The 19,393-nt window shown below is 36.8% G+C and carries 18 protein-coding genes and 2 pseudogenes; all 20 read left to right on the top strand.

The annotated features are described in order from the left end of the window. The first annotated feature begins 81 nt into the window (after positions 1–81). The 20 genes and pseudogenes from yajC (at position 82) to KW2_RS10805 (ending at position 19,377) form a co-directional block, all read left to right on the top strand. Complete coding sequence (gene yajC / locus KW2_RS10895) at positions 82–414, top strand: preprotein translocase subunit YajC (RefSeq protein WP_011836055.1); 333 nt, start codon at positions 82–84, stop codon at positions 412–414. A gap of 350 nt (positions 415–764) precedes the next feature. Further along, complete coding sequence (locus KW2_RS10890) at positions 765–1,499, top strand: isoprenyl transferase (RefSeq protein WP_011836054.1); 735 nt, start codon at positions 765–767, stop codon at positions 1,497–1,499. Next, positions 1,499–2,302: a phosphatidate cytidylyltransferase gene (locus tag KW2_RS10885; protein WP_011677190.1), complete on the top strand. Its 804-nt coding sequence runs from the start codon at positions 1,499–1,501 to the stop codon at positions 2,300–2,302. Before KW2_RS10890 ends, KW2_RS10885 begins: the two co-directional genes overlap by 1 nt. A gap of 18 nt (positions 2,303–2,320) precedes the next feature. Then, positions 2,321–3,607 (top strand): RIP metalloprotease RseP, encoded by a 1,287-nt coding sequence (rseP, locus tag KW2_RS10880; protein ID WP_021037955.1) that lies wholly within the window; start codon positions 2,321–2,323, stop codon positions 3,605–3,607. 69 nt (positions 3,608–3,676) lie between these two features. Beyond that, positions 3,677–5,527, top strand: coding sequence for a proline--tRNA ligase (locus tag KW2_RS10875; protein WP_021037954.1), 1,851 nt, complete (start codon positions 3,677–3,679; stop codon positions 5,525–5,527). Positions 5,528–5,541: 14 nt separating this feature from the next. Beyond that, positions 5,542–6,873 carry an NAD(P)/FAD-dependent oxidoreductase gene (locus KW2_RS10870; protein WP_021037953.1) on the top strand — a complete coding sequence of 444 codons (1,332 nt, stop codon included), beginning with the start codon at positions 5,542–5,544 and terminating at the stop codon, positions 6,871–6,873. Between the two features lie 6 nt (positions 6,874–6,879). Beyond that, positions 6,880–7,416: a hypothetical protein gene (locus KW2_RS10865; protein ID WP_021037952.1), complete on the top strand. Its 537-nt coding sequence runs from the start codon at positions 6,880–6,882 to the stop codon at positions 7,414–7,416. Positions 7,417–7,589: 173 nt separating this feature from the next. Further along, positions 7,590–8,183 (top strand): annotated as a pseudogene (locus tag KW2_RS12375) (PolC-type DNA polymerase III N-terminal domain-containing protein); the annotation flags it as partial. A gap of 531 nt (positions 8,184–8,714) precedes the next feature. Then, positions 8,715–12,497, top strand: a pseudogene (locus KW2_RS10860) (PolC-type DNA polymerase III); the annotation flags it as partial. Between the two features lie 113 nt (positions 12,498–12,610). Continuing rightward, positions 12,611–13,591: a competence type IV pilus ATPase ComGA gene (comGA, locus tag KW2_RS10855; protein ID WP_011836048.1), complete on the top strand. Its 981-nt coding sequence runs from the start codon at positions 12,611–12,613 to the stop codon at positions 13,589–13,591. Further along, positions 13,491–14,516 carry a competence type IV pilus assembly protein ComGB gene (gene comGB / locus KW2_RS10850; protein ID WP_042211510.1) on the top strand — a complete coding sequence of 342 codons (1,026 nt, stop codon included), beginning with the start codon at positions 13,491–13,493 and terminating at the stop codon, positions 14,514–14,516. The genes comGA and comGB overlap by 101 nt, the downstream gene beginning before the upstream one ends. 44 nt (positions 14,517–14,560) lie before the next feature. Then, positions 14,561–14,911: a competence type IV pilus major pilin ComGC gene (gene comGC / locus KW2_RS10845; RefSeq protein ID WP_051303741.1), complete on the top strand. Its 351-nt coding sequence runs from the start codon at positions 14,561–14,563 to the stop codon at positions 14,909–14,911. After that, positions 14,859–15,302 carry a competence type IV pilus minor pilin ComGD gene (gene comGD, locus KW2_RS10840; RefSeq protein WP_096816401.1) on the top strand — a complete coding sequence of 148 codons (444 nt, stop codon included), beginning with the start codon at positions 14,859–14,861 and terminating at the stop codon, positions 15,300–15,302. The genes comGC and comGD overlap by 53 nt, the downstream gene beginning before the upstream one ends. Next, positions 15,274–15,570, top strand: coding sequence for a competence type IV pilus minor pilin ComGE (comGE, locus tag KW2_RS10835; protein ID WP_014735175.1), 297 nt, complete (start codon positions 15,274–15,276; stop codon positions 15,568–15,570). Before comGD ends, comGE begins: the two co-directional genes overlap by 29 nt. Next, positions 15,554–15,979, top strand: coding sequence for a competence type IV pilus minor pilin ComGF (gene comGF / locus KW2_RS10830; RefSeq protein WP_014735174.1), 426 nt, complete (start codon positions 15,554–15,556; stop codon positions 15,977–15,979). The genes comGE and comGF overlap by 17 nt, the downstream gene beginning before the upstream one ends. A gap of 23 nt (positions 15,980–16,002) precedes the next feature. Beyond that, entirely contained in the window at positions 16,003–16,302 is a 300-nt protein-coding gene (comGG, locus tag KW2_RS10825; protein WP_021037947.1) for a competence type IV pilus minor pilin ComGG, read from the top strand. Between the two features lie 80 nt (positions 16,303–16,382). Continuing rightward, positions 16,383–16,820, top strand: a complete 438-nt coding sequence (locus KW2_RS10820) for a zinc-dependent MarR family transcriptional regulator (protein WP_011836041.1) — start codon at positions 16,383–16,385, stop codon at positions 16,818–16,820. Beyond that, on the top strand, positions 16,817–17,659 hold the full coding sequence (locus KW2_RS10815) for a metal ABC transporter solute-binding protein, Zn/Mn family (protein ID WP_011677179.1): 843 nt from the start codon (positions 16,817–16,819) through the stop codon (positions 17,657–17,659). Before KW2_RS10820 ends, KW2_RS10815 begins: the two co-directional genes overlap by 4 nt. 178 nt (positions 17,660–17,837) lie before the next feature. Continuing rightward, positions 17,838–18,575 (top strand): metal ABC transporter ATP-binding protein, encoded by a 738-nt coding sequence (locus tag KW2_RS10810; RefSeq protein ID WP_011836039.1) that lies wholly within the window; start codon positions 17,838–17,840, stop codon positions 18,573–18,575. Then, entirely contained in the window at positions 18,568–19,377 is an 810-nt protein-coding gene (locus KW2_RS10805; RefSeq protein WP_011677177.1) for a metal ABC transporter permease, read from the top strand. The genes KW2_RS10810 and KW2_RS10805 overlap by 8 nt, the downstream gene beginning before the upstream one ends. Positions 19,378–19,393 lie beyond the last annotated feature (16 nt).

Genomic DNA, 19,393 nt, shown 5'->3' with positions numbered 1-19,393 from the left:
AGAGTTTTCAAACTATGATAAAATAAGAAGAATGTTCGGAAATGGACTTAAATTTGAATAAAACTTACAAAGGAGACAGAAATGTCAGGCTTATCTCTTATTTTTATCGTTGTTGTTATGGGTGGGATGATGTTCTTTATGAACCGTCAACAAAAGAAACAACAATCAAAACGTCAAGAACAATTGGATGCGATGCAACCAGGTTCAGAAATCGTAACAATTGGCGGTTTACACGGAATTCTTTCAAGTATTGATTCAGCAAAAGGAACAATTGAACTTGATTGTGAAGGAGTTATTTTAACTTTTGACCGTGCAGCTGTAAAAACAGTTAAAAGTGGTGTAACACCAGAAGCAACTGTTGTTGAAGAAACAGTAGAAGAAACAAAAGTGGAAAGCCCAATTGAAGAAAAATAATTTATTTTTTCTTGATGAGGCAATAGACTCAATTTATTTTCCTGTCAGTTACTGACAGGATTTTTTTATAAAATTATTTACTGACAGAACAATCGGTAATTTGAATTTATCAAAAAGAATAAAACTTGAATACTGACGAATAAAATTTGAGATACAAATCTATATCAAAATATGGTAAAATGGAAAAGTAATACTGTCTTTTTGAGAAAGTATCGAATAAAGTTTTGAAAATGGATGAGAGAATTTTATTTTTCAGAAAGCTCTTATCTCAATAGAACTTTAATAACCAAAGAGTATATTGGTGAGTTTATGAAATACAATTTTTGCATAAAATTCCCATGTGAGGTACTATGTTTAATAACTTAAAAAATAAAGAACAAGAAGAATTACTTCCAGAGCATATCGGGATTATCATGGATGGTAATGGACGATGGGCCAAAAAGAAGGGGAAACCACGAATTTTTGGTCATAAAGCAGGAATGGATTCGCTAAAAGATGTTGCCGTTCATGGTGCAAGACGTGGAATTAAAGTGATGACTGTTTATGCTTTTTCTACCGAAAATTGGACAAGACCAGTAGATGAAGTAAAATTCATTATGAGCTTACCGATTGACTTTTACAGCAAATATGTTCCAGTTTTAAAAGAAGAAAATATTCAAATCCGTATGATTGGTGAACGAGCAGGAATGCCAAAAGCAACCTTAGACTCTATTGACCGTGCGGCTCGAGAAACTTCTGAAAATACTGGAATGATTTTGAATTTTGCGATGAATTATGGTGGACGTCGTGATATCATCTTAGCCATTCAAGAACTTGCTAAGAGTGGACAGGACTTAAGTACACTGACCGAAGAAGATTTATCAAAACATCTGCAAACAGCTGTTTTGCCGGAAAATCTTCGGGATCCCGATTTGATTATCAGAACGTCAGGTGAACAACGGATGTCTAATTTCTTGACTTGGCAGTCAGCTTATAGTGAATTATATTTTGCGCAAACCGCTTGGCCCGACTTTGATGAAGCGGAATTGGACAAAGCGATTGCTGCGTTCCAAAAGCGTGACCGCAGATATGGAGGAGTCAAATAATGATGCAACGAATTATCACAGGAGTGGTTGCAGGAGGGATTTTTCTAGCCCTTTTGCTCTTGGGAGGTGCTTACTTCCAAATTTTAGTCGCATTGCTTGTTATTATTGCCATGCAAGAGCTATTTCGAATGTACAAGCTTCAATTATTATCATTTGAAGGAATTTTAGCAACTTTAGCCGCCCTTTCACTTGCTTTACCAGTTGGGAAACACTGGCTAGGGCTTAATGTTGACGGTGGAGTGATGCTCTTTACCCTTTTCTTGTTTGCAATGCTGACAGGAATGGTGCTTTCAAACGGAAAATATTCTTTTGTTGATGCTGGTTTTCCATTCCTTTCGGCTTTCTACGTAGGAATTGGTTTTCAAAATTTACTGACAGCACGCCAAACAAGTGTTTATATTGTCTTTTTAGCCCTCTTTATTGTTTGGGCGACAGATATTGGAGCATATGCTTTTGGTCGGTCACTCAAAGACCGTTTCCCACAAAAACTTTTACCTTCTGTTTCACCAAATAAAACGGTGATTGGATCGCTTGGTGGGATTGTTTCAGCTGTTGTCGTTGCTCTAATTATGTATTTTCTATTTACCAAAGAGTTACCACATATTGGTTATATAAAACTTATTGCATTCACCATTATCTTTTCTGTTGTTGGACAGATTGGTGACCTCGTGGAGTCAAGCATTAAACGTCATTTTGGCGTGAAAGATTCTGGTAAAATTTTACCAGGTCATGGTGGAATTCTTGACCGTTTTGATAATCTTATTTTTGTTTTTCCGATTATGCATCTACTTGGACTGTTCTAATCTAAAGGAGGAAGTCGATTGATAGAAACTCTGATTACTTTTATTATTATTTTTGGTATTATTGTCGCTATTCATGAATATGGTCACCTTTGGTGGGCAAAACGTTCTGGAATTCTAGTGCGTGAATATGCCGTAGGAATGGGGCCGAAGATTTTTGCTCATCAAGCAAAAGATGGAACGCTCTACACGATTCGAATTTTACCACTTGGAGGCTATGTTCGTTTGGCCGGCTGGGGTGATGATAAAACTGAAATAAAAAAAGGACAAGCTGCAAGTCTGGTTGTCAGTAAATCTGAAGCAGTAAATTCAGGAGATGAAAATTCTGTCAGTAATATTGTCAGAAGAATTAATCTGTCAGAACATGTGGAATTAGAAGAAGCTGTTCCAATGTTAATCACTGAATATGATTTTGAAAAAGAACTTTTCATTGAAGGAGAAGTGTTTGGAGAAATCAAACGTTATTCAGTTGACCATGATGCCACAATTATTGAAGAAGATGGCACTGAAGTCCGGATTGCTCCTCTTGATGTTCAATATCAATCAGCAGGGGTCTTCCATAAGATGTTGACGAATTTCGGTGGTCCTTTGAATAACTTTATTCTAGGGCTTGTCGCTTTTATCGTTTTAACTTTTATTCAAGGAGGCGTTCCATCAAATTCTAATGCTATTGGGCAAGTAGAAAAAGGAACACCAGCCTACACTGCAGGCTTGAAATCTGGAGATAAAATTCAAGCTGTCAATGGAACTAAAACAGCAGATTGGGATAAATTGGTCACAGAAATTTCAAGTTCTAATGGAAAAGAATTAAAACTTGAAATTAGCCGCTCAGGCAAATCAGAAACTTTGGCAGTTACCCCTAAAAAGATGGATGGCAGTTATCGTGTTGGAATCATGCAATCTATGAAAACAGGCTTCTTTGATAAAATTACAGGTGGTTTTGTTCAAGCAGGACAAGCGACCACAGCAATTTTCAGAGCATTAGGAAGTCTGATTGCACGACCGAGTCTTGATAAACTGGGTGGGCCAGTTGCCATCTATCAACTCAGCGGACAAGCGGCAAGAGCAGGTTTGCCAACAATTATTCAGTTGTTAGCTATGCTCTCAATTAACTTAGGAATTGTCAATCTTTTCCCTATTCCAGTGCTTGACGGTGGAAAAATCGTCTTAAATATTATTGAAGCAATTCGTGGCAAAGCACTTTCGCCTGAGAAAGAATCAATTATCACATTAGTCGGAGTTGTCTTCATGCTTGTGCTCTTTGTGGCCGTAACATGGAATGACATTCTACGGGCTTTTGTCAACTAATATTATCTATTCGTCTTCTATTCAGAAAAAAAGAAGTTGAACCATACTCATAAAGGAAATTTTAAAATTATGAAACAATCAAAAATGCTTATACCAACCCTTCGAGAAATGCCTTCTGATGCCCAGGTTATTAGCCATGCTTTACTGATGCGTGCAGGATATGTTCGCCAAGTTTCAGCAGGGATTTATGCCTACTTGCCATTGGCAAATCGTGTACTTGAAAAGTTGAAAAATATCATGCGTGAAGAGTTTGATGAAATTGGTGCTGTAGAACTTCTTGCTCCAAGTCTTTTGACAGCAGACCTTTGGCGTGAATCTGGTCGTTACGAAACATACGGAGAAGATTTATATAAATTAAAAAACCGTGATAGTTCTGATTTCATTTTAGGACCAACTCATGAGGAAACAATGACTTCTCTTGTCCGTGACGAAATCACTTCTTATAAAAAATTACCACTCAATGTTTACCAAATTGCGACAAAATTCCGTGATGAAAAACGTCCGCGTTATGGTTTATTGCGTGGTCGTGAGTTCTTGATGAAAGATGGTTATAGTTACCATGCTGACCAAGATTCATTAGATGAAACTTATCTTGATTATAAAAAAGCTTACGAAAAAATCTTTGAGCGTGCTGGTTTGAACTTTAAACCAATTATTGCCGATGCTGGTGCAATGGGTGGTAAAGATAGTCAAGAGTTTATTGCGATTACTGATGACCGCATCAATCTCGAAAAATGGCTTGTTTTAAGTAAAAATATTACTTCAATTGATGAAATTCCAGAATCTGTCCTTTCAGAAATCCAAGAAGAACTTGGTAAATGGTTGGTTGCTGGTGAAGATACCATTGTTTATGCTGAAGGTGGCGATTACGCTGCAAACATTGAAATGGCAACAAGCCAGTTTGAACCAAATGTCGCTTATACAGAAGAACTTGAACTTGAAAAAGTAGCAACACCAGGGGCTAAAACAATTGATGAAGTATCAAACTTCCTTGAAATTGATGAAGAACAAACGGTTAAAACTTTGGTTTATCATGCTGATGATGAGTTAATTGTTATTTTGTTAAACGGGAATGACCAACTTAATGAAGTGAAATTAACTAACCATCTTGGAGCGTCATTTATTGAAGCTGCAAGTGAAGCAGAAGTTGAAGAAAAATTTGGAGCTCATTTTGGTTCACTTGGACCTATTGGTCTTGAAAATGTTCGAATTATTGCTGACCGCAAAGTTGAGTTAATTAAAAATGCAGTGGTTGGTGCGAATGTTGATGGCTATCATTACAAGAATGCTAATTTCGGTCGTGATTTTGAAGTTGAAGAATTTGTTGATTTACGCACAGTTAATGAAGGTGAAATTTCACCAGATGGTCGTGGAACTTTGAAATTTGCACGTGGGATTGAAATTGGCCACATCTTTAAATTGGGCACTCGCTATACAGAGGCTATGAATGCTAATATTCTTGATGCCAATGGTCGTTCAATTCCAATGCTCATGGGCTGCTACGGAATCGGTGTCAGTCGTTTGCTTTCAGCTATTTTGGAACAATTTGCCCGTATCTATGTTGAAAAAACACCAAGAGAAGAATTCAAATTTAGCTGGTCAATCAATTTCCCTAAAGAATTGGCACCATTTGACATTCACCTTGTACCTGTCAATGTTAAAGATGAAGCAGCAATGGAATTAACTTCTGAACTTGAAGAAAAACTCCGTGGTAAAGGTTACCAAGTTTTAGTTGATGACCGTAATGAACGTGCAGGGGTGAAATTTGCTGATAGTGATTTGATTGGACTTCCAGTTCGTGTAACAATCGGTAAAAAAGCAGCTGAGGGAATCGTTGAAGTTAAAATTCGTGCGACAGGTGAAGTTGTTGAAATCAACAAAGATGAACTTGTTAATACCATTGAAATTTTAAGTAAATAAAAAAGAGATTTACGATGAAAATTGTTATTGTTGGAAGCTCCCATGCCGGAATTTGTGCTGGTTTACGGGCGCTTGAAGAATACCCAGAAGCCGAGATTACGCTTTATGATAAGCGTAATCAGGTTTCTTTTGTTTCTCAAGGAATTATTTCTTACCTCGCGGGTCAAAAATCTGTCCTTAATCAATCTAGCTATTCTTCGGTAGAAGAATTAAAAGAAGCGGGATTGAACATGCAGATGGAAACTGTGATAGAAGAAATTGATACAAATCATAAAAAAGTATTTTACCGTAGAAGTAACTCAAAGAAAACAAAAGTTACCGATTATGATAAATTAATTTTAGCGACGGGCTCATATCCGGCGATGACCTCGGTTCCTTTTGATAAAAAAAGTAATCTTTACTTTTTGAAGAGTATGGAAGATGCAATAAAGGCTGAAGAATTTTTGGCAACAGCTAAAAATATTGCAGTAATTGGCGGTGGAATGACTGGTGTTGAAGTTGCTCGAATCACACAAGATAGAGGAATTCAAACGACACTCATTCACCGCAATAAAAATCTTTTGAATGATTATCTTGATGAACCTGCCAGCCGGTTGTTGGAAAGTTGGATGAATGCTGAAGGAACTCGTCTCTTATTAAATACTGAAGTAACAGAAATTAGCGTTGATGGAGAAAATACGGTGGTTCAAACAACAAATGGTCAAAAGATTGCTGTTGATGGGGTCATCTTTACAATCGGTTTTCGTCCTAATTCTTATCTTTTGAATCAACAAGTTGAGTTAGGCGATAGAGGTGCAGTCGTAGTTGATGAATACATGCAAACAAGCTGTCCTGATGTTTTTGCAGTGGGTGACGTCTCAACGACTTATGTCAATTTATTAGAAGAGAATCGTTATCTTCCACATGCGTCAGATGCTGTTCGAGACGGAGAAATTGCGGCTATTAATTTGCTAGAAGCTCGGCAAAAAATTACGAGCACTCAAGGAACTTATCATGTTCCGATGAAAAATTTAGTAATGGCCATGACTGGAATTACAATGAAACAAGCGGTTGGTTTTGGTTATGATGCAGATGCTGTGCACTTATTAAATGAACATCTCGAAGGGCGTCTGCCAAGCAATATTTGGATGATTTATGAAAGACGCACGCATCAAATTCTTGGTTTACAATGTATCGGAAAAACGAGTGATATGGCAGAATATGTTAATATTTTCTCACTTGCGATTCAGCAACAATTGAGAATTGAAGATATTGAGTTTACAGATTTTTATTTTGAACATGGATACAAAGACCCACGAGGCTTTAATCGGATCCTTGCTCGGCTAGTCAGAGAGAATGAAAGGTAGTTTTTTGTGGAAAAGACCAATAGAGATTTAATTTATTGCCAAAAAGTACTCCAACTGCTTGAAGATTTGGCAAAGGTAGAGCAAAATATTGAGTTTTTTTCGGAGCATTCTAATAAACAGAGAATTCGTCGTCGTCAGGGTAAATCTCTATTTATTAAACTGGTTCTTTTCATTGCTATCATAGCGGTCGGGGTCTATTTCAAACTATCATTTTTTCTGTTACTAGTCATCTCTCTTTTGTATTTATTGGCTTTTTGCCTTTTATTTAGATATGATTCAAGAAAATTTGAGAAAAAACTATCTTTAGAGCAAGAAAGTGTCAGAAGAAAAGAATCTCTAGCTTCTGAATTGAAGAAACTTAAAGAAGAAGAAGAAAAAATTCAAAAAGAATTAAATCACTTTGAACGAATTCCAGCAGAATTTAAAACAATTGAAACGGTTAGCCACATGATTCGTTATATGAAACGTGGTGAGGCACAGACTTTGGAAGAAGCACTCTATTTTTGGGAAATGGATGAAAATAATCATTCAACGAACAAATAATTTTACTGACAGAACTGTCGGTCATTAGTAAGTAAAAATGAATTAACTGACAGCTTTGTCAGTTATTTTATTCTTGAAAAAAATCATGAAAATCATCATTTTTTTATGCTATAATGAGAACTGAAATTCTATTTATTTGAAGATAGAAAAAATAAGATAAAGGGTCGAAAAACATGGAAAATCTTTTTGAGAAATTGATGGATCAGATCAAAATGCCACCAAACTTGCGTCGTTCTAGACAGTTTGAGCATGCTGATATTGAAAATGTTGAAGTGCATACGGCAAGTAAGCTCTGGCACTTTCAGTTAATTTTTGACGAGATTTTACCAATTGACACATATAAATTACTGACAGAATTGACAGAGACAGCTTTTTCTACAATCGCTCGTACAGAAATTTCTGTCAGTAGCCGTGAAATAGTCATTGACGAGCAAAAACTTAATGATTATTATCAATATGCGCTGACACTTCCTGAACTTTGTGATTCTGCATTTTCAAGTATTTTTAAGAAATATCATCTTGAATTGCAGGAAGAAAAAATTCAGTTGATGGTTGAAGATAATCCACGAATGGACTTTTTTGTTGAAAAATACTTTCCAATTTTAGAAGAAAAATTCGCAGATTTTGGTTTTGGAAAATTAAAAATTATTCCAGTGGTTGATCAACAATTAACCGACTTACAGGTGGCTGCTCATGCCGAAAAAGTAGCCGCTCGCTTGGCCGCTCAAACGGCAGAGCAAGCTCAAGTTTCGGAGCTTAAAAAACAACGCTCAGAGGAACGTGAAAGTAAAAATACTAGAGAAGCCAAACCAGAATTTGTAGAGACGGCACTTTCTGATGGGATTTTCTTTGGTCGAAAAATCAGTGGACAAAGTCCAATTACCAGTATGTCTTTCATCGCCGGGGAAGGCTTTGGGGTTATCTTTGAAGGTCTTGTTTTTGAGGCCGCACATCGCGAATTTACAGGAAAAGAATCAGGTAAAGTCAATCATATTTTAGAATTGAAAATGGCTGATGAAACATCAACCTTTATGATTTCCAAATGGGGTCGTAAGGACGAAGAAATTGCACAATTTGACCAAATTGTCAGCACCGTTAAAGCCATGAATGAAAAAATTCTTACTGACGGAGCGGATAATTTTACTGACAGCCTATCTGATGCCCTTTGGTTACGTGTGCAAGGAAATATTGAACACGACAAATACAAAGATGACTTAGTAATGACGGCAAATGCGGTTGTTGAAATCAAACCTAAACCAACCATTGACCGTGTGGCTCTCCAAATCAAAGCTGTAAAATCAGATAAAATTCAACTGGGCCGTGAAATCAAAAATAATGAGCCAGTCACTCCGATGCGTTCTGTCAGTGAATTTTCTACTAACGGTCCCGTTGTTTTTGAAGGTTATGTCTTCAAAGGGGAACTCCGCGAAATCAAATCACGTAAGACAGGAAATATCAGTTATCTTCTTGAATTTGAAATGACTGATTACACGTCAAGTTTTTATGTGCAAAAGTGGTTACGTGGCGAAGAAGAAATTCAATTGGCCAAACAAATTAAAGCGGGACTATGGTGTCGAGTTCGCGGGAATGTTCAACGGGACAATTTCAAAAATGATTTAGTGCTACAATTGACTGATTTGATTGAAATTCCGACACAAAATGTTCGTGAAGATAAGTCTGACGAAAAACGTGTTGAGTTTCATGCCCATACTAATATGAGCCAAATGGACGCGATTCCGTCAGCTTCAAGTTTAGTTGCTCAGGCTGCAAAATGGGGACACAAAGCCATTGCAATTACTGACCATGGGGGCTTGCAATCTTTCCCTGAGGCTCACTCGGCAGGTAAAAAGAATGGGGTCAAGATTATTTATGGAGTCGAGGCCAATCTTGTCGAAGACAAAATCCCAATTGTATTTAATGAAACAGATGTTGATATGTATGAATCAACTTATGTCGTCTTTGACGTCGAAACAACAGGTCTTTCAGCAGTTCATAATGATTTGATTCAAATTGCAGCAACAAAAATGCACAAAGGAAATCCCATTGATGAATTTGATGAATTTATTAATCCGGGTTATCGTTTGAGCGAATTTACAACAGAACTAACCGGAATTACTGATGACCATGTCAAAAATGCCAAACCGCTTTATGAAGTACTGACGAAATTTCAAAAATTTTGCGAAGGAACAATTCTTGTCGCTCATAATGCATCCTTTGACGTGGGCTTCATGAATATGAACTATTCACGAAATGGGCTGCCGATTATTAGTCAACCTGTCGTTGATACTCTTGAATTTGCCCGTAATCTTTACCCAGAAATGAAACGTTTTGGTCTGGGTCAATTGACTAAGAAATTCCAAATCGGACTTGAACATCACCATATGGCCAATTTTGACGCGGAAGCAACCGGGCGTTTGCTCTTTGTATTCTTGGAAGAATTACGGACCAGAAACACAGGGTGGACAAGTCTGTTAGAACTTAATGCCAAGTTGGTCAGTGAAGATTCTTATAAAAAAGTACGACCAAAACACGTGACTTTATATGCCAAAACACAAGAAGGACTTAAAAATCTCTTCAAGATTGTTAGTTTTGGAAATGTGAAATATTATGCTGGTCTTCCTCGTCTTCCTCGGTCAGTTTTGGAAGCCAATCGCGAGGGATTACTTGTTGGTTCAGCCTGTGAAGTCGGCGAAGTCTTCGATGCAGCGATTAATAAAACTTTTGAAGAAACGCTTGAAATTGCTAAATTTTATGATTTCATTGAAGTTTTCCCACCAGCACTTTATCGCTCACTTGTTGTCGGCGGCTCTTTCAAATCAGAAAAAGAATTGGAACAAACGCTTAAAGATTTGATAAAAATCGGAAAAACGCTTGGCAAGCCAGTTCTGGCCACAGGAAATCTCCATTATCTGAATCCGGAAGATGCCATTTATCGTGAAATTATTGTCCGTTCACTAGGTCTTGGGGCAGAAATTAACTGGACACAAGGACATGGGGAACACGCTAAACCATTGCCATTACCTGAAGCTCACTTTAGAACAACTGATGAAATGCTTGAAGCCTTTAGTTTTCTTGATGAGAAAACAGCGCGTGAAATTGTCATTGACAATACCCAAAAAATGGCTGATGAGTTCGATGTTCTCACTCCTGTTCGTGATGATTTATATACTCCTAAAATGGTCTTTGACGGAGGAGAAACCTCAGAAGAGCGGATTGTTCGCTTGACTTATGAAAAAGCCCACGAGTGGTATGGAAATCCATTGCCAGATATTATTGATGCAAGGCTTGAAAAAGAACTGCGGTCGATTTTGGGGAATGGTTTCTCAGTCGTGTATATTATTTCGCAAGAACTTGTAAAGCGTTCCAATGAGCGTGGATATATTGTTGGTTCACGGGGATCAGTAGGTTCGTCACTGGTTGCGACCATGATTGGAATTACCGAAGTAAATCCACTGGCACCTCATTACCGTTGCCCAGAATGTCAATATTTTGAATGCTATGATGATGGATCTTTCGGTTCAGGTTATGATATGCCGGATAAAAATTGTCCTAAATGTGACCACAAACTCATCAAAGATGGTCACGATATTCCCTTTGAAACTTTCCTAGGTTTCAAGGGGGACAAAGTTCCCGATATTGACTTGAACTTTTCAGGGGATGACCAACCTTTGGCTCACTTGGACGTTCGCGATATTTTCGGGGAAGATTACGCTTTTCGGGCGGGAACAATTGGTACGGTTGCCGAAAAAACGGCTTTTGGTTTCGTCAAAGGCTACGAACGTGACTATGACCAATTTTATGGCAATGCTGAAATTGACCGTTTAGCTGCCGGCTCGACGGGTGTCAAGCGAACAACAGGTCAACACCCAGGCGGGATTATCGTTATTCCAAATTACATGGATGTTTATGATTTTTCTCCAGTTCAATTTCCAGCCGACGATGTCAATGCCGAATGGCAAACGACTCACTTTGATTTCCATGCCATTCATGATAATATCTTGAAACTCGATATTCTTGGACATGATGATCCAACGATGATTCGAAAATTGCAAAGTCTTTCTGGTATTGTTCCTCAAGACATTCCGATGGATGACCCCGGAGTGATGAAACTTTTCACCGGTACAGAATCTTTAGGTTTGACCGAAGAGCAATTGGGAGTAAAACTCGGGACTCTTGGGATTCCTGAAATGGGAACTTTTACCTCAATGAATATGATTGCCGAAGCCAAACCCAAAAATTTCGCTGATTTACTGCAAATTTCTGGACTTTCCCATGGAACAGACGTATGGTCAGGAAATGCCCAAGATTTAATTCGTTCAGGAATTGCCGACCTTTCAAGTGTTATCGGTTGTCGGGATGATATTATGGTCTATCTCATCCATAAAGGACTTGAAAATGGTCTTGCTTTTACAATTATGGAGCATGTACGTAAGGGAATGTGGAATAAAATTCCTGCCGAAGAACGTGAGAAATATGTGGAAGCCATGCGAGAACATGAGGTTCCTGAATGGTATATTGAGTCTTGTTCTAAGATTAAATATATGTTCCCTAAAGCCCATGCGGCAGCTTATATTATGATGGCTCTGCGGGTGGCTTATTTCAAAGTACATCATCCAATTTTCTATTACTGCGCATGGTTCTCTATCAGGGCAACGGCCTTTGATATTGGTGTCATGGGGGCTGGTCTTGAAGCAGTCAAAGCAAAAATGAAAGAAATTAAGGATAAAGGTTTTGAGGCTACAAATGTGGAAACTAACCTTTATACAACTTTGGAACTCTGTAATGAAATGTTAGAGCGTGGCTTCACTTTTGGTAAAATTGACCTTTACCGCTCTGAGGCTACGGAGTTTGTCATTGACGGTGACACTTTGATTCCGCCATTTGTAACGATGGACGGATTGGGTGAAAACGTGGCAAAACAAATCGTCGCAGCGCGTGCTGAGGGTGAATTTTTGAGTAAGATGGAACTTCGTAAACGTGGGGGAGTTTCACAAACCATTATTGAAAACATGACCAATATGGGCGTTCTTGAAGGGATGCCTGATGATAATCAATTAAGCTTATTTGATGATTTCTTTTGATTTAAGCAATTGAATCGCTAGATTAGTCATTTATATTAAAAAAGTCGAAATATCTTCGACTTTTTTTGTACTATTTTTAGTTACATTTACTAACAAATTGCGTATATTCTAGTATGGTACAGAAAAAAGCACAAGAACTCATTCAAAAGGCAATTGAGATGGAGGCTTCTGATATTTATTTAATTGCTTCAGGAAATCTTTATAAGATATATATTCGTCAACAATTAGGGCGAACTTTAATAGAGGAAGTTAACCAAGAGATTGGTTTAGCATTACTTACTCATTTTAAATTTCTTGCTGGCATGAATACTGGTGAACGCCGGCGTGTTCAGCTGGGTGCTTGTTGGTATGAACTAGAGGGAAGTTCGGCAAAACGTTTGCGCCTTTCAACAGTGGGAGATTTTGAAGGAAACGAATCATTGGTTATCCGTCTTCTGCATGACCAAAAACAAGAACTTGAGTTTTGGTTTGATGATAAACTTCAGGATTTTCGATGTAAACGAGGACTTTATTTATTTGCTGGGCCAGTAGGGTCTGGGAAAACTTCACTAATGTTTGACTTAGCCCACCGTCATTTTTCAAATGCACAGGTTATCACTATTGAGGAGCCTGTAGAATTAATTGATTCTGATTTTATTCAGTTACAAGTTAATGATGTAATTGGGAATAGTTATGATGAATTAATTAAACTTTCTTTAAGACACCGACCAGATTTACTAATTGTTGGAGAAATTCGAGATCAGCAGACAGCTCGTGCTGTATTGCGTGCAAGTTTAACAGGCTATACAGTTTTTTCTACTATTCATGCGGCTTCCGTGAAGGGAGTGGTTCAACGTTTGTTGGAATTGGGTTTGAGTGATTGGGAATTAAAAAATGGATTAGAGGCAGTTGTTTATCAACGGTTAATAGCGGGAAAAGGAGTATTAGATATTGCGAAAAGTAAATTTGACACTTGGTCGCCGAAAAAATGGAATGAAAAGATTGAGAACTTATATGCAAACGGACATCTTACGGCTATTGAGGCCGAAAGGGAAAAAATTAGCATTAATCAAGCAAGCAAAATTGATACAACTGATGGGGAATCTTTTGAATAATGGTTTTAATTTGGGAGAAGTTATCAATTTTTTAGCCTTATCAAAATTAGTAGAAAAAGAGTTTGTATTCAAAATGCACCAAGGTCTTAGTTCTGGAAAATCATTATCTGAAATTTTAGAAAGTCTCTCTTTTTCTAAAAATGTTGTGACACAACTTGCTTTGGTAGAAGTGCATGGAAATCTAGTAGGAACCATGCAATTGGTAGAACTGCATTTAAAAAAGCAACTTAAGGTCAAAAAGAAATTAATTGAAGTGGCAACTTATCCAGTTGTATTGTTGGTATTTCTCATTGGAATTATGTGGGGCTTGAAAAATTATTTGTTGCCTCAGCTTGATAAGGGAAATAATTTTGCTACTTTATTAATTAATCATTTACCGCTAGTATTTTTTTCTGTTGGTGCTTTAATCGTTTTACTAACAAGTTTATCAATAATAATATTCAAACATATTTCAGCACTCACTAATTTTACTTTTTTGGTCAAAGTTCCATTAGTAAGTTCTTTTATTCGCTTGTATTTGACCGCTTATTTCTCCAGAGAATGGGGAAATTTAATTGCTCAAGGCGTTGAATTGCGACAAATAATAGAATTGATGAAAAAGCAGAAAAGTCGCATTTTTGCGGAAGTTGGAATTAAACTTGATTTGGGTTTGAAGGCTGGTCAGAATTTTGAGCAAGCTGTCAGTCATTTTTCGATTTTTTTACCAGAACTTTCTTTGATGATTGAGTACGGCGCGATTAAAGATAAATTAGGGTTGGAGCTTTCTGTTTATGCTGATGAATGTTGGGAACAATTCTTTTCTAAGATAGACCGTCTAATGCAATTAATACAACCCCTAATTTTTATTTTTGTTGCTTTGATGATTGTCTTATTGTATGCAGCGATGTTGTTACCCATTTATTCTAATATGGGTTCTGGAATTTAAAAAAAGGAAGGAAATTTATGAAAATAGAAAATATAACTTTAATAATGAGCAAAGCTTTGTCATTAGTTAAAATTCACGGAAGAAAGCTTTGTCAAAAAAAGCAAAAAGCATTTACCTTGATTGAGATGTTAATTGTGTTGGCAATTATCAGTATTTTAATTTTGCTTTTTGTGCCAAATTTGATAAAAGAAAAAGCACAAGTTCAAAAAACTGGTGAAGCAGCAGTAGTTAAAGTAGTTGAAAGTCAGGCACAACTTTATGAGTTGGATCATGATAATGATAAGCCAAACCTATCAGAACTTTTAAGTGCGGGGATGATTACGCAAAAGCAAGTCACGGCCTATGATGATTACTATGACCAGAATAAAAATGAACAGCGCAATTTCGATGATTAGAGCCTTCACATTGTTAGAATCTCTACTGGTATTACTTATTGTCTCTTTTATCACCCTCTTTTTCTCAGCAGAATTGACTCAAACAGTGCATTTATTTAAGGGAGAACTCTTTGTCTTACAGTTCGAAAATTTATACAAAATAAGTCAGGAGAATGCAGCGCTACAAAGTAGTCCAGAAAATTTAGGAAGTAAAAATGGGAAATTGATTTATGAAAACAAAGAGATAGATATTCCCAAAGAGGTTGAAATGGTAGAATTTTTGATTAAATTTGATGAGAAGGGGGAGAACTCAAGTTTACAGAAAATCAAAGTTTATTTACCTTATGAGAAGAAAACAATTTTATATCAAATGGAGATGGGGAGTGGAAAATATAAAAAGAAAATCAATTAAGGGATATATACTTCTTGAGAGCCTAATTAGTATGGCATTATTGAGCTTTTTAGTCACTTTTCTCTTGAGTTCTCTTACTAATTCTCGTCAGCAAGAGGCACAAGAAAATCAACAAATTGAGTCCTTAAATGTAGCTCAGATGGCAATAGAAAGTCAGTTGACGGAACTATCGTTAAATGGTTCTGTTATAAAAATAAGACAAGATTCGACTGCAACCATTATTAGTGACCATGGAAAGGAAATTTTGCGACTTGAAGCTCAAAATTAGGGCATTTACTTTACTAGAATGTCTCGTAGCACTTTTGGCAATTTCTGGTTCAGTGCTAGTCATCTCAGGGCTGACTAGAATGATTGAAGAACAGATGAAAATAAGCCAGAATGATAGTAGGAAAGATTGGCAAATATTTTGTGAACAAATGCGTTCAGAACTCTCCGGAGCAAAATTAGACAATGTGAATCAAAATTTTTTGTATGTGACCAAAGATAAGAAGTTACGGTTCGGATTAGTAGGGGATGATTTTCGTAAAAGTGATGATAAAGGGCAAGGATACCAACCGATGCTTTATGATTTAAAAGGAGCAAAAATTCAGGCAGAAGAAAATTTGATAAAAATAACAATTGATTTTGATAATGGAGGTGAGCGAGTATTTATTTATCGATTTACAGATACAAAGTAAAAGGAGGGATACTTTTATATACTTTGGTTTTACTGCTAATTTTTTCTTTATTTCTACAGTTTTATTTGCAAAAACAGGTGCTTACAGCTCAGCAATTGAAAATAGAAAAGGAGCGACTGACAGCCGAATTAATGGTTTCATTGGCTCTTAAAAAGGATTTGAAAACGAGTGGTCAACTTAATTTTGATTGTGGAAATTTAACTTATAAATTACTGACAGATCTGTCAGCTGATTCAACTAGCGGTGGTCAAACTGTTAGTAATAAAACTTATTGTTTTGATGTTCGGCTTAAGGATGGAAGAATTTTTCAAATAAAAAAGTAAAAAATAATGTTAACTGGTTGACATTATTTTTACTTTGCTATATAATTAACCAGTAAACTAATTATGGAGGACGAAATACTATGAGTTTAGCAAATCAAATCGACCAGTTTCTTGGGGCAATTATGCAGTTTGCAGAAAACAAGCATGAAATATTACTCGGCGAATGCGAAAGTAATGTTAAGCTAACAAGCACGCAAGAACATATCTTAATGATTCTAGCTGCAGAGGTTTCGACAAACGCGAGAATTGCCGAGCAACTCAAGATTTCGCCAGCAGCGGTAACTAAAGCTCTCAAAAAATTACAAGAGCAAGAACTGATTAAATCAAGTCGGGCAACAAATGACGAACGCGTAGTCCTTTGGAGCCTGACAGAAAAAGCAATTCCAGTTGCTAAAGAACATGCTGCTCATCATGAGAAAACTCTAAGTACCTACCAAGAATTAGGAGACAAATTTACTGACGAAGAACAAAAAGTGATAAGTCAATTCTTATCAGTACTTACGGAGGAGTTTCGATGAAGAAAATATTGATGTTATTTGCTATTCCGGCAGTTTTACTTCTTGCTGGTTGTCAAAAAACAGCAGACAAACCAGAAGTTGTGACAACTTTTGAGCCGATGTATGAATTTACGAAAGCGATTGTTGGAGATAAGGTTAAAATTGAAAATATTGTTCCGGCGAATCAAGAAGTTCACGAATTTGAACCGAGTGCCAAGCAAGTTGCAACAATGACAAATGCTCAAGCTATTATTTATAATTCTGATGACCTTGAAAAATGGGCTCTGAAAGTGAATAATAAAGGAGTCAAAATAGAAGCAAGCAAAGACGTCAATAAAATTAAAGGAGATCCACATACTTGGATTAGTCCAAAGCAAGCAATTATTGAAGTTAATACAATTGCTGAGGAATTAGGGAAAAAATTCCCAGAAGATAAGACAACTTTTGAAAAGAATGCAGCAAACTATGTTGTCAAATTGAAAAAGTTAGATAGTGAATTTGACACTCTAAAAAATGCCAAGCAAAAAACATTTATCACACAACATGAAGCATTTGCTTACCTTGGACGTGATTATGGTTTGAAAGAAATTGCTATTGCTGGACTCGACCCAGAAGTTGAGCCATCAGCTTCAACACTTGCTACTTTAAAGACTGAAATGGAAAAAGCCGGACTTAAAAATGTTTACTTTGAAGGAAATGCAAATAGTAAAATTGCAGAAACTTTGGCAAAATCAGTTGGAGCAAATCTAATTGGTATCAATACCGTTGAAGGCTTGTCGGATCAACAGAAAAAAAATGGGGATAACTATCTCACATTGATGCAAGAAAACTTGACAGCTTTGAAGAAAACAATCAAGTGAGTTTAAGGGGAAATTAAGAAGAAGGAATTATAATGAACTTCTTCCAAAAATATCTTTTCATAAAACTCCTTGAAACTCTCGTTCTTATGAACGGGAGTTTCGTGTTTTTGAATAAAAAATAAGAGGCACTAGATAGTTCTATAATTAGGGCTACTATTAAAGATAAAAAGAGAAAAAAATGAGATATATCAATGTTGAAAATCTGACCTTCTACTATGATAGAGAGCCAGTGTTAGAAAATATTAGCTACCATGTGGACTCTGGTGAATTTGTCACCTTAACTGGAGAAAATGGAGCGGCAAAATCAACTTTAATTAAAACAACTTTGGGTATTTTAAAACCAAAGAAAGGGAAAATAACGATTTCTTCTAAAAATAATAGAGGAGAAAAGTTACGGATTGCCTACCTTCCGCAGCAAGTTGCAAGTTTTAACGCAGGATTTCCGAGTTCTGTTCATGAATTTGTCATGAGTGGACGCTATCCAAGACAGGGGTGGTTTAAAAAAATGGGCGCTCATGATTTAGAACATGTCAAGGCAGCTCTTGATTCAGTTGGTATGTGGGACTATCGCGATAAACGGATTGGTGAACTTTCGGGAGGTCAAAAGCAAAGGATTGCTATTGCGAGAATGTTTGCTAGTGACCCTGATTTATTTATCCTTGATGAACCAACAACTGGTATGGATGATGTATCAAGTAGTGATTTTTATCAGTTGATGCATCATGCGGCCCATAAGCATGGGAAAGCAGTCCTAATGGTCACTCATGATCCTGAGGAAGTGAAAGATTTCGCTGACCGTAACATTCATCTATTAAAAGACAAAAATGGAAAGTTCGCTTGTTTTGATTTGCATACTGACCGTGATAGAGTTCTCCAAGAAGAGCAAGAAGAATTAGAGGAGAAAGCAAATGTTTGAATTATTCCAGTATGATTTTATGAGGAATGCTCTCTTAGCAGCGACAGCAATTTCAATTTTCTCGCCATTACTTGGTGTATTTCTTGTCCTGCGTAGACAAAGTCTAATGTCGGACACATTATCGCATGTTTCTTTAGCGGGTGTTGCCTTTGGCGTGCTATTAAGTTGGAATCCAACGATTACTACTTTAATTACCGTAGTGATTGCTGCAGTTTTTCTAGAATATTTGAGAACGATTTATCATAATTACATGGAAATTGCGACGGCGATTTTGATGTCGGCGGGTCTTGCTATTGCTTTATTAATTTTAAATTCTTCCAAAGGAGCAACCTCTGTAAGTTTAGAGCAATATTTGTTTGGTTCAATTATCACAATTTCACTTTCGCAAGTAATTATGCTCTTTGTTTTGGCTGCAGTTGTTCTACTCGGATTTATTCTATTTTTACGTCCGCTTTATGTGATGACATTTGATGAAGATACGGCATTTGTTGATGGACTTCCAGTTCGCTGGATTTCAATTGCCTTTAATATTGTGACAGGGATTGCGATTGCACTGATGATTCCGGCAGCGGGAGCTCTATTGGTATCAGCGATCATGGTGTTACCAGCTTCGATTGCGATGCGATTAGGAAAATCTTTCAAGGCTGTGCTTTTTATCTCAGTTATTGTTAGTTTTATTGGGTTAAATGCTGGTTTGATTGCTTCTTATTATATGGATGCGCCAGCCTCTGCCGCAATAACTTTGATTTTCATTGTTCTTTTCTTAGTTACTTCAAGTTTAAAACGATTAATTAGAGCGTAAAATAAAAAAGAAGTAC

This window comes from Lactococcus cremoris subsp. cremoris KW2 (assembly GCF_000468955.1).
In the GTDB taxonomy this organism is placed as follows: Bacteria; Bacillota; Bacilli; order Lactobacillales; family Streptococcaceae; genus Lactococcus; species Lactococcus cremoris.
Note: the sequence above shows the minus strand (reverse complement) of the source record. Positions and strands in the feature narration are given on the sequence as shown.

Coding starts and splice junctions, on each gene's coding strand:
- KW2_RS10890 (WP_011836054.1), top strand. CDS start 765: ATGTTTAATAACTTAAAAAATAAAGAACAAGAAGAATTACTTCCAGAG.
- KW2_RS10820 (WP_011836041.1), top strand. CDS start 16,383: ATGAGTTTAGCAAATCAAATCGACCAGTTTCTTGGGGCAATTATGCAG.
- comGD (WP_096816401.1), top strand. CDS start 14,859: ATGATGATTACTATGACCAGAATAAAAATGAACAGCGCAATTTCGATG.
- KW2_RS10885 (WP_011677190.1), top strand. CDS start 1,499: ATGATGCAACGAATTATCACAGGAGTGGTTGCAGGAGGGATTTTTCTA.
- comGB (WP_042211510.1), top strand. CDS start 13,491: ATGCAAACGGACATCTTACGGCTATTGAGGCCGAAAGGGAAAAAATTA.
- comGA (WP_011836048.1), top strand. CDS start 12,611: ATGGTACAGAAAAAAGCACAAGAACTCATTCAAAAGGCAATTGAGATG.
- KW2_RS10810 (WP_011836039.1), top strand. CDS start 17,838: ATGAGATATATCAATGTTGAAAATCTGACCTTCTACTATGATAGAGAG.
- KW2_RS10875 (WP_021037954.1), top strand. CDS start 3,677: ATGAAACAATCAAAAATGCTTATACCAACCCTTCGAGAAATGCCTTCT.
- KW2_RS10815 (WP_011677179.1), top strand. CDS start 16,817: ATGAAGAAAATATTGATGTTATTTGCTATTCCGGCAGTTTTACTTCTT.
- comGC (WP_051303741.1), top strand. CDS start 14,561: ATGAGCAAAGCTTTGTCATTAGTTAAAATTCACGGAAGAAAGCTTTGT.
- KW2_RS10805 (WP_011677177.1), top strand. CDS start 18,568: ATGTTTGAATTATTCCAGTATGATTTTATGAGGAATGCTCTCTTAGCA.
- yajC (WP_011836055.1), top strand. CDS start 82: ATGTCAGGCTTATCTCTTATTTTTATCGTTGTTGTTATGGGTGGGATG.
- KW2_RS10870 (WP_021037953.1), top strand. CDS start 5,542: ATGAAAATTGTTATTGTTGGAAGCTCCCATGCCGGAATTTGTGCTGGT.